The organism is Nocardia sp. NPDC058497, from assembly GCF_042720195.1.
GTDB lineage: Bacteria > Actinomycetota > Actinomycetes > Mycobacteriales > Mycobacteriaceae > Nocardia.
In genome coordinates, this window is sequence record NZ_JBHXMY010000175.1 from 1 (window position 1) to 10,629 (window position 10,629).

At 69.5% G+C, this 10,629-nt stretch carries 7 protein-coding genes; 4 read left to right on the forward strand and 3 right to left on the reverse strand.

Annotation, left to right across the window (positions count from 1 at the left end; all coding sequences use genetic code 11):
• Window positions 1–44: 44 nt before the first annotated feature.
• Window positions 45–458: a roadblock/LC7 domain-containing protein gene (locus tag ACFWPJ_RS14445; RefSeq protein ID WP_011207200.1), complete on the reverse strand. Its 414-nt coding sequence runs from the start codon at window positions 456–458 to the stop codon at window positions 45–47.
• Window positions 455–4,135, reverse strand: coding sequence for an ATP-binding protein (locus ACFWPJ_RS14450; protein ID WP_378851166.1), 3,681 nt, complete (start codon window positions 4,133–4,135; stop codon window positions 455–457). The genes ACFWPJ_RS14445 and ACFWPJ_RS14450 overlap by 4 nt, the downstream gene beginning before the upstream one ends.
• 320 nt (window positions 4,136–4,455) lie before the next feature.
• On the opposite strand from ACFWPJ_RS14450, the gene ACFWPJ_RS14455 reads away from it, so the two are divergent.
• The 3 genes from ACFWPJ_RS14455 to ACFWPJ_RS14465 are packed head-to-tail and all read left to right on the forward strand — an operon-like array spanning window position 4,456 to window position 8,623.
• Window positions 4,456–6,513: an AMP-binding protein gene (locus ACFWPJ_RS14455; protein WP_378851169.1), complete on the forward strand. Its 2,058-nt coding sequence runs from the start codon at window positions 4,456–4,458 to the stop codon at window positions 6,511–6,513.
• A 41-nt stretch (window positions 6,514–6,554) separates the two neighbouring features.
• Window positions 6,555–7,259 carry a response regulator transcription factor gene (locus ACFWPJ_RS14460; protein ID WP_378851172.1) on the forward strand — a complete coding sequence of 235 codons (705 nt, stop codon included), beginning with the start codon at window positions 6,555–6,557 and terminating at the stop codon, window positions 7,257–7,259.
• On the forward strand, window positions 7,256–8,623 hold the full coding sequence (locus ACFWPJ_RS14465; protein WP_378851174.1) for a sensor histidine kinase: 1,368 nt from the start codon (window positions 7,256–7,258) through the stop codon (window positions 8,621–8,623). The genes ACFWPJ_RS14460 and ACFWPJ_RS14465 overlap by 4 nt, the downstream gene beginning before the upstream one ends.
• 103 nt (window positions 8,624–8,726) lie before the next feature.
• Here ACFWPJ_RS14465 and ACFWPJ_RS14470 read toward each other — a convergent pair whose 3' ends face one another.
• Complete coding sequence (locus ACFWPJ_RS14470; RefSeq protein WP_378851176.1) at window positions 8,727–9,383, reverse strand: hypothetical protein; 657 nt, start codon at window positions 9,381–9,383, stop codon at window positions 8,727–8,729.
• A gap of 287 nt (window positions 9,384–9,670) precedes the next feature.
• Here ACFWPJ_RS14470 and ACFWPJ_RS14475 point away from each other — a divergent pair.
• Window positions 9,671–10,629 (forward strand): hypothetical protein (locus ACFWPJ_RS14475; protein WP_378851179.1); only part of this gene is annotated, 959 nt, incomplete at its 3' end.

Here is a 10,629-nt window from a genome sequence, read left to right on the forward strand (position 1 = left end):
GCTCGGCGCTCCCCATGCGGTGATCGTCTATGTCCATCCCACCATCAGGAACCCATCGTGACGCGTGGTGTGGCCTGGACGGTCTGGCCCACACGCTCGACCAACAGAGCCATTTCGTAGCCCACCTGACCGATGTCACACGAGGTGTTGGTCAGGACAGCGAGATACGAGCCGTCGCCGACTGCCATGAGCAGTAGGTAACCGTGCTCCATCTCGACAACGGACTGCAGTACCGTTCCGCCTTCGAACAGATTCGACACACCGACGGACAGGCTTGCCAGTCCGGCGGTCACGGCGGATAACTGCTCGGCGCGGTCGACCGGAAGCTGGGCACTCGCGGCCATCAGCAGGCCGTCAGCCGAGACCAGGACGGCATGGGCTACGCCAGGAACCTCGTTGGCGAAGTTCGAAACCAGCCAATCCAGCTGACGGTTCGTACCACCTAGATCGGGGTTCATCGGTCTCCTTTATCTCCGGTTAGGTTCATTGCCTTCATTGCGCGGCCATCCCGGACGCCCTGCTGGTGACGACTCAAGCTGGACCTGATCGTTTCGGGATCACGTTGCGGGGTGCTGTCGGCCTTGCCGGTCACACCGCCAGGCACGAGCCTGCCGCCCGGATTGCGCTGAGGCAAGCCCGCAGCGGTACGAACCTCGGGCTGAGCCTCGCTGGCCCGGCGCGCGGCCTGCCAACCTTCGTCACCCGGTGATTCGAAGGCAGCGGCCATCTGGGACCGGTCGGAATTCTCGTCCGTGAGCCACGCAGACATCATCTCCGCGAAGATCGGCGTTCCGCCCATGACGGAATCACCCTCCGGTGCCGGCTGCAACCTGGTCTGGAAGAACGACGCAGCCTTCACCGGATTCGACCGGTAGCTGTGCCGACCCGGATCGCGCCCTGCCGACGCAGCGTTCTCCGGTCCCGCAGGATCCGGATCCCGTTGCGGCAGCGCCACTCCTGGCCCGGCGTTCGCCTGCGGTACCACAGTAGCGCCGGGATCGCGCTGGGGCAGCCCAATCGGCGCAGCCGGACGCTGAGCCTGACCGTTCGGTGCTTCCCGCTGCGGCAGACCGGGCGCGGGAGCACGCTGCGGCAGACCGTTCTCGCCGGAATCCCGCTGCGGCGCAGGGGCGCCACGCTGCGGCAGACCGTTGGCCGGACGCTGCTGCTGACCGGCCACCGGATCACGCTGCGGCAGACCGTTCGGCTGCGCGCCACGCTGCGGCAGCCCGTTGGCCGGATCGCGTTGCGGCAGACCACCGGTCTGCTCACGCTGCGGCAGACCGTTCGACGGGTCACGCTGCGGCAGACCACCGGTCTGCTCACGCTGGGGCAGGCCGTTCGACGGATCACGCTGCGGCAGACCACCGGTCTGGTCGCGGTGCGGCAGGCGCGGCGCCGGATCACGCTGCGGCAGACCGTTGGACGGGGACCGCTGCGGCAGACCGGACGCGGGATCACGCGTCACCGGACCGGAATCACGCTGCGGCGCACCGTTGCCCGACGGGTCGCGCTGAGGCAACCCGGTCGACGGATCACGCTGCGGCAGACCACCGGTCTGCTCACGCTGCGGCAGGCCATTGGACGGATCACGCTGGGGTAGGCCACCGGTCTGGTCCCGCTGGGGCAGGCCGTTGGCCGGACGCTGCGGCAGACCACCGGCCGACGGGTCGCGCGGCGGCGCGCCGTTGGCGCCCGGCGACCGCTGCGGCAGACCACCGGCGGTGGTGTCGCGCTTCGGCGGCGCGGTGTCGCGCGGCGGCTGGGCCTGATCGCGCGACGGAGCGCCGTTCGCGCCCGGCGACCGCTGCGGCAGACCACCGGCGAGCGACTGCGGGGCACCGGCGGGCTTGGGCTCGCCCGGCTGACCCGGCGCGGGCGGTGCGCCCTGCGGACGCTGCGGCGCACCTGGTCCGCCCGGCGCGACACTGCGCTTGGGCAGGCTGGCCGCGGCGAGCTTGCCACGCTGCGGCGAGTTGCCCTGACCGGGCGCGGCCGGACGCAGGGTCGGCGACGACTGCTCGGCGGCGTCCTGCTGCGCACCCTGGGCCATCGAGTTGCCCGGCTGACGCTGCGGCAGACCACCGGCACCGGCCGCGATCGGACCGCTGCCCGGGTCGACGGTGACCATCACGTTGCCACCCGGGGTGCGGGTGATCGCGCGGGTCTGCATCGTGCTCGGCTGGTTCTGCGGGTTCGGGCGCTGCTGCTGTGGCGGCTGCTTCTGCACCTGCTGCGGCGCGATCACCGGGCCACCGGCGCCGGTGACGATCAGGCCGACCGGCACGTGCACGGTGACGGTGACACCCGGATCGCGCGCGGTGTCGAAGGTCGGACGCAGCCGCACGGTCAGCCCGTGCCGCTCGGCGAGCCTGCCGACCACGAACAGACCCATGTGGCGGGCGGTGTCGGGGCCGGGCTCGGCGGTCTGCTCGAGCCTGCTGTTGATCTCCGACATCTCCTGGGGCGGCATACCGATACCGCGGTCGGCGACCTCGATCAGCAGACCCTGATCGTGGGCCTGGGCGAAGGTGAACTTGACGTCGGTCTCCGGCGGGGAGGCGCGCAGCGCGTTGTCGAGCAGCTCGGCGAACAGGTGCGCCATATCGGAGGCTGCCGGTTCGATCAGCGAGCCACGCGGGGTGGCGCCGAGCTTGACCCGCTCGTAGTCCTCGACCTCGGAGATCGCGGCACGCAGCACGTCGGCGATCTCGACCGGGGCCGACTTGGTCCTGCGCTGCTTGGTGCCCGCGAGGATCAGCAGGTTGTCACCGTTACGGCGCATGCGCGCCGCGAGGTGGTCGAGGCGGAAGAGGTTCTCGAGCAGGCGCGGGTCCTTCTCGTCGTACTCCATCGCCTCGATGAGGGTGAGCTGATGGTCGACGAGCGACTTGGACCGGCGGGCCAGGGTCTCGAACATGTCGTTGACCTGCGAACGCATCTGCGCCTGATCACTCGCCAGGCGCAGCGCCTGACCGTGGATGTCGTCGACGGCGCGGGCGAGCTGACCGATCTCCTCGTCGGAGCGCACCGGCATCGGCTCGAGCGGCACGTCCTCGGGCGCGGCGCCGTTGCGGAGCTGGGCGACCTCGTGCGGCAGATCGGACTCGGCGACGCGCAGCGCGGCAAGGCGCAGGCGGTGCAACGGCACGATCATCGAGCGGGCGACGAACACGGCGAGCAACAGCGCGGCCAGGATCGTCGCGATGACGACGCCGGTGTAAGTCCAGGCGCCGGTCGCCGCGGCGGAGGTCCGGTCGTCCATGGATGTCTCGACGGTGTTGGTCGACTCATCGACGATGCCCTCGTAAGCCTCGAGGCTGGTGTACAGCGAGGTACGCATCTCGCTGACCGGGAGTATTCCCGCCTGCACCTCAGGACGGCTCATCAGGTTCAGCCTGGTGTCGGCCTCTGCCGTAAGTTTCACGACAGTCTGGTCGCCGTCCGGGAAGCGGTGGGCAAACACACCGAGCAAGTGCCGCTCGGTCGCGACACCGCTGCGAAACTTCTGTTCACCCGATTCGATGCCGCGCAATACCTCGGTGAGTCCGGCGAGCTGCTGGATCAGCGCTGATCGCGTGTTGAGCGAGTCGACCAGGCGGAGCTTGGCCAGGTCCATCACCGGATCGCTGACCTGGGCGACGGCGGTCTCGACGATAGTGACGCCGTCCTTCGTCACCTGCGAGACCGAAGCCAGCGCTGTATCCGCCGAGGCTGTCGGCGCCTTGCCCTGCGCGCGCACATTCTCGGCGTGCTCGATCATCCGCTCGAGCGCGGCATGGGCCTTGGGCAGGCCGGTCAGCTTGCCCAGCGACGCCTTGGCCGCGGCGATCGCGGTGGCGAGATCGGCGAGGTCCCTGTCGGTGACCAGGGCGACGCCCGGACCGACCTGCACCATCTGGCTGCCGGTCACCTGCGCCGAGGTAGCACTCAGGGCGGTAACCGACGGAATCGTGTCTACCTGCTCGTTGATAGTGGCGAGCCGGTTGGCTTCCGAGAACTCCGAGGTAATTCTCGACACGCCGAGCCCGACCGCGACCGCGAGCGGCACGGCGAGCACGGCCGTAACCTTCCAACGCAGGTCCCAGTTGCCGAGCGCCCAGCGCTTGCTGCCGGACCTAGCGGCGTCACGCATCTCCCACTCACTTTCCAATCTGGCCTCGTACCTTGCGCCATCAGCGAACCCTCACAGGCGCGTTGCTGGCTCACCAGAGTTGACTGGCCGAGAACTGCGGCTGGCCGAGAAATTGCGTCTACGACTGCCCGAATTAAGTGACAACAGATTCTAACGGATCAATAACTTCTTGGGCGACTCCCGGTAGAGGTCCGCTCGATGACCTGCCCGTTCCAGGCAAAACCAAAGGTCGCGGCACCGCATCGGGTGTCGCGTGAAGTCTGCCACAATCATCAGGATCTATCGAGCGGGCATCGAGGCGAGGCTAGGGAGTCACGGGTTTGGACACCGAACACGAGTACCGACCGGTCTATCAGACCAGCCTGGTCGATCCAGCCCACTTCTGGTCCGCCGCAGCTCAGGCCATCGAGTGGGATATCGCGCCGCAGCAGATCGTCGACGCCGCCGACAAGCACGCGACCCGCTGGTTCCCCGATGCCCGGCTCAATACCTGCGTCAACGCGCTGGACCGGCACGTGCGGGCAGGCACCGTCGCCGAGGGCGGACACGCCGATCAGGCCGCCCTCATATTCGTCTCCGCTATGACGGACACCACCACCGTTCTCACCTATACCGAGCTGCTCGACGAGGTCGCCCGATTCGCCGGGGCCATGCGCGATCTCGGTGTCGTCGCCGGTGACCGGGTCGTGATCTACCTGCCGATGATCCCCGAGGCCGTGATCGCGATGCTGGCCTGCGCCCGCATCGGCGCGGTGCACTCGGTGGTGTTCGGCGGGTTCGCCGCGCCCGAGCTGGCCGCCCGCATCGACGACGCCGAACCGGTCCTGGTGGTCACCGCCTCGGGCGGGATGGAACCCACCCGCCGCATCGAGTACCCACCGATCGTGCTGCAGGCGCTCGACCTGGCCCAGACGGCGTCGGTGCGCACGGTGATCGTCAAGCAGCGCCCGCAGTTCCCGACCATCGAGTTCCCGGCCGCGCAGCCCGCCACCGATGTGCTGCCGTCCTCGGAGCAGACCGTCGCCGCCCGCTGGGTCGACTGGGACGCCACCGTCGCCGACGTGACTCCGGCCGAGCCGGTCTCGGTCGCCGCGACCGATCCGCTCTACATCCTCTACACCTCGGGGACCACCGGAAAGCCCAAGGGCGTGGTGCGCGACAACGGCGGGCACGCGGTCGCGCTGTCCTGGTCGATGCGCAATATCTACGACGTCGGCCCTGGTCAGGTGTTCTGGGCGGCCTCCGATGTGGGCTGGGTCGTCGGCCACTCCTACATTGTCTACGCGCCGCTGCTCGTCGGCGCGACGACCCTGCTCTACGAGGGCAAACCGGTCGGCACCCCCGACGCCGGGGTGTTCTGGAAGATCATCGACAAACACGACGTGCGGGTGCTGTTCACCGCGCCGACGGCCTTGCGCGCCATCCGCCGCGCCGACCCCGAGGCGACCGCGGCGCGCCGCCACGATCTGTCGCGACTGCGCGCGCTGTTCTGCGCGGGTGAGCGCCTCGACCCGGCCACCTTCGAGTGGGCGACCGGCACGCTGCTGGCCGCGCATCCCGATACCCCGGTCGTCGACCACTGGTGGCAGACCGAGACCGGCTGGCCGATCTGCGCCGACCCGCTCGGCCTGCAGGAGCTGCCGGTCAAGCCAGGTTCGTCCTGCGTGCCGGTGCCCGGTTACCGGCTGCGCGTCCTCGACGCGAACGGCAATCCGGTGGCGACCGGCGTCGAGGGCAATATCGTCATCGGGCTGCCGCTGCCACCCGGTGCGCTGACCGGCCTGTGGCGCGACCGCGACCGGTTCATCCGCTCGTACCTGTCGACCTTCCCCGGCCACTACCTGACCGGCGACTCCGGCTACTTCGACGAAGACGGCTACCTCTACGTTCTCGGCCGCAGCGACGACGTGATCAACATTGCCGGCCATCGCCTGTCGGCGGGCAGCATCGAGGCCGCGATCGCCGGCCACGACGCCATCGCCGAATGCGCCGTGATCGGCGTCCCCGACGAGCTCAAGGGCGCCCTGCCGCTGGCTTATGTGGTGCTCAAGCAGGGCGTCGAGGTCGATCCCGAGCAGCTGCGGACCGAGCTGGCCGAGCGGGTGCGCGAGCAGATCGGCGCCATCGCCACCCTGCACAGCGCGATCATCGTCTCCGGCCTGCCCAAGACTCGCTCCGGCAAGATCCTGCGCAAGACGATCCGCCAGCTCACCGCGGGCGAACACGTCGAGCCCCCGGCCACCATCGAGGACCCGGCGGTGCTCACCGCACTGTCCGACCGCATCCTCGCCAATCCCCCGCTCGGCATACCGCAGCCCGCCGCGGACGACTCGCCGACTCCCGATCTCGACGGCGACCCGGTGGCGCCGACGACCTGACCACAGCGGTCGGCGGCGCTGCGCGCCCATAGGATTGCACCGTGACCGATCGTGCTGCCGCTACTGTCCTGGTCGTCGACGACGACGAGGATGTCCTCGCCTCGGTCGAACGTGGCCTGCGACTGTCCGGGTTCCAGGTGCTGGTTGCCCGCGACGGCGCCGCGGCGCTGCGCGCGGTGTCCGAGCGCGCGCCCGACGCCGTCGTCCTCGACATGAACATGCCCGTGCTCGACGGCGCGGGCGTGGTGACGGCGTTGCGCGCGATGGGCAACGACGTGCCGATCTGTGTGCTCAGCGCCCGCGCCTCGGTCGACGACAGGATCGCGGGCCTCGAGTCCGGCGCCGACGACTACCTGGTGAAACCGTTCGAGCTGGCCGAACTGGTGGCCAGGATCCGAGCCCTGCTCCGCAGGCGCACCGACGTGCCGGAGCCCGCCGCACCGGGCGCGATCACCGTCGGCCCGCTGCAGATCGATGTGGCGGGCTACCGGGCGCTGTTGCACGGCAAGGAAATCGAGCTCACCAAACGCGAATTCGAATTGTTGTCGACGCTGGCCAGGAATGCGGGTGTGGTGTTGACGCGGGAACGGCTGCTCGAATTGGTGTGGGGTTACGATTTCATAGCCGATACGAATGTCGTCGACGTGTTCGTCGGATACCTGCGACGCAAACTCGAAATAGATGACACGCCAAGGATTTTGCACACCATTCGCGGCGTCGGGTTCGTGCTCCGGGAACCGAAATGACCGGGGCCCCGCCGAAACGCCGTCGGAGACAATCGTTTTCGCTGCGAACCAGAGTCGCCGGCGCGGCCGCGGCGGGTGCCGTCATCATCGTCACGATCGCCGCGTTCGTGGGTTTCCAGGCGATCGAACGCAACAATGTGACCCAGACCGATCAGCAGCTCGAGATCGCCTCGCGCATTGTGCTGATCGAGCCGGTGCTGGCGACCGGTTTCGTCAACCTGACCGGCTTGCAGACCACGATGGCGCTCACCGTGCGCGACAACGGCCAGGTGACCGCGTCCAGCTCGACCCAGCTGCCCGATCTGCCGCCGGGCTCGCGGACCGTCGAGGTGAACGACCAGCCGTACCGGGTCCTCACCACCACCGAGAACCAGCCGGCCGGACGCACCGTCTCCCTCGCTATCCCGACCACCGAGTCGGCCAAGGCCACCGCCGACCAGCAGCGCTGGGTGCTCGCGGGCGCGGCGATCGCGGTGGCGGCGGCAGCGGCGCTGGGCTGGCTGCTCGCCGGGCGCGCCGTCGGCCCGATCGTGAAGCTGACCAAGCAGGTCTCGGCGCGCAGCGCCTTCGGTGATCCGGACAACCAGGCCCAGCCGGTCGACGGGTCCGGTGTCGACGAGGCGGTGAAGCTGGCCGACGCGGTCAACACCATGCTGGCCCGCGTCGACGAGGCCCAGGCCGAGACCGCCGCCGCGCTGGAGACCGCCCGCGATTTCGCCGCCGTCTCCGCGCACGAGCTGCGCACCCCGCTGACCGCGATCCGCACCGACCTCGAGGTCCTGCGCACCCTCGACCTCACCGACGAGCAGCGCCGCGAGATCCTCGACGACCTCGCCCGCAACGAGACCAGGGTCGAGACCACCCTGACCGCGCTGGAACGCCTGGCCCGCGGTGATCTCACCGCCGAAGCCGACCACGTCCCCACCGATGTGGCGGATCTGTGCGACCAGGCCGCCCACGACGCCATGCGCCACAATCCGGGCCTGTCGGTGCGGATCGACACCGACGCCGAGCTCGTCACCCGCGGGCTGCCCGCGGGCCTGCGCCTCGCCGTCGACAACGCGCTGACCAACTCCGTGAAACACGGCGGCGCTACCCACGCCGTCGTCTCGGCGCATCGCACCCCGGGCGATCACATCGTCATCGCCGTCGACGACAACGGCACCGGCGTGCCCGTCGCCGAGCGCGACACGGTCTTCGCCCGCTTCGCCCGCGGCACCAATGCCAGCAAGGGCGGTTCCGGGCTCGGCCTGGCACTGGTGGCCCAGCAGGCCCAACTGCACGGCGGGCGGGCCTATTTCGAGGACAGCCCCCTCGGCGGTGCGCGCCTGGTGCTCGACCTGCCGGTCCGCCGCACACCGTAGACAGCGAAAAGCCCCGCACCCGTGTGACACGGATGCGGGGCCGAATTCACTTGCCTAGCAAACGTTCAGCCATCGAGCGGCCGACCGCGGAGTCCACGAGGGATCAGGGCAGGACCTGCGGGATCGCCTCCGGGATGACCAGACCGATGACCGCGCCGATAACGGCACCGGTGATCGCCATGGAGATTCCCGAGGAGAGCAGGCAGAAGAAGTAGCCGACGATGATCGCCGCCAGGGCGGGGATGCAGAGGATCGCCGCGGACAGCGCGCCGACCGTGGCACCGGCGGCCGCACCGTTCTGGGCCGGGTCGTGGTTGGCCGCCGACGGGTCGGTGGCGATGTTCTTCAGCTCGGTGCTGGTGTCGGCCGACAGCTGCGGGGCCATCGACAGGGTCTTACCGTCCTCGGAGACCACCGAGGCGATCGCGATGGCGTTGCCGTCGACGGTGTTGAGCTTCAGCGGGACCTCGCCCACGGTGACGCCGGCGGCGGACACCACGGTGACGGCGTCGGGGGTGACGACGAACCGGGCGTTGTCGACGGTCGCGGAGATGGTGCGCAGGTCCGGCGAGACGACGGTGCGGAAGTCGACGCCCTCGGCGGCACCGGCGCTGGACAGGCCGGTGGCGATCTGCGCCTGGCGCTCGGTGTCGACGTCAGCGACGGCGGTGCCCGTGGTGACCAGCGAGGTGGCCACGGCCAGCGGCAGCGCGGCGACGAGCGCGCGACGGCCGACGCGAGTGATGTTGCGGTGGAACATGTTCGATGTCTCCCTCCCGATGCCCCCGGCGAATCCCCGAACCCCCGGACGAATCGAAAAAATTCTCGATGTCGATTGACTCGAGATTTGTACCGAACAGATCGAGCCAATGGAAGCTCCTGTGACGCAAGCCATATCGGCTACGGGTTTCACAGTCCCGGTGACCGGGAAAAGCCGTGTCGGCCACACCCTCCGGCACACCGGCAGCTATCCCCGCGCGGCTTCCTCACCGAACTCTCAGACATCTCCCACGACCCGGCGCGAACTCTGCCGATACCGTCGGCGCCGTGATCGGAAAACGTGCTCGTGTCGCCTGTCTCGTCGCTGCCATCGCGCTGGCGGGTGGTGGTATCGCCGCGTGCGCGGGCGCGGGCGACACCCCTACCGGATTCGCGTTGGTCAATGCCGATACCGGGCCGACCGGGGACCGTGTCGCGGCGGCCGTGCGAGAGGCGGGCGGCTACGAGTGGACGGTCGCGAAACCGGGTGAGATCGACCCGGCCGACTACGCCGCGGTGATCACCCTGCCCGCGGACCTCACCTCCTCGATGGCCACGCTGGCCTCGCCGGAACCCCAGCGCGCCAAGGTCACCGTCACCGCGCACGAGGGTGCGGACGAGGGCACGGTGAACGGCGCTGTCGCCGCGGTGACCCACCGGATCGGCGCCTCCGGAGTCGACGCCGCGCTCGCCGCGGTCTCGCAGGCGCGCAATCAGATGACCTCGGTGCAGTTCACCGCGCAACTGCTGAGCGCGGGGGTGAACGCGGCCGCCGACGGCGCCGACCAGTTCAGTGGCGGCGCCCAGGAGATGCTCGGCTTCCTCGACTTCGCGAAACAGGGTGCGGGAGAACTCACTTCGGCCATCGAGCTGCTGAATCAGACGGTGGACGGCGCGGCCACCCAGGCGAACCAGCTCGCCGACGCGCTCGGCGCGACCGGTGTCACCATCGCGGGCGTGGAGCGCAGCGCCACCGCCCTCGGCACCGGCCTCGACCAGATCCTGCCGCTGCTGCGCGCGCTGCCGTTCGCGAACGATCCCCAGCTGGCCGACATCATCACCAAACTCGAAGCGCTGCGCGGCATCTCGAGTCAGGCGGGCACCCAGCTGACCGGCCTGGCGGAACTGACCGGCGCCGCCGTCGACCCGAACACCGACCTCGGCACCCTGCTGCGCACTGTCGTCACCCGCCTCGACAGCGCCCGCGACCAGCTCACCCAGGGCGCCGAGCTCGCCAAGGGCCTGCC

Excerpts from the sequence above, each read along its gene's own strand:
- ACFWPJ_RS14445 (WP_011207200.1), bottom strand. The coding sequence starts at position 458 with ATGAACCCCGATCTAGGTGGTACGAACCGTCAGCTGGATTGGCTGGTT.
- ACFWPJ_RS14450 (WP_378851166.1), bottom strand. The coding sequence starts at position 4,135 with ATGCGTGACGCCGCTAGGTCCGGCAGCAAGCGCTGGGCGCTCGGCAAC.
- ACFWPJ_RS14465 (WP_378851174.1), top strand. The coding sequence starts at position 7,256 with ATGACCGGGGCCCCGCCGAAACGCCGTCGGAGACAATCGTTTTCGCTG.
- ACFWPJ_RS14470 (WP_378851176.1), bottom strand. The coding sequence starts at position 9,383 with ATGTTCCACCGCAACATCACTCGCGTCGGCCGTCGCGCGCTCGTCGCC.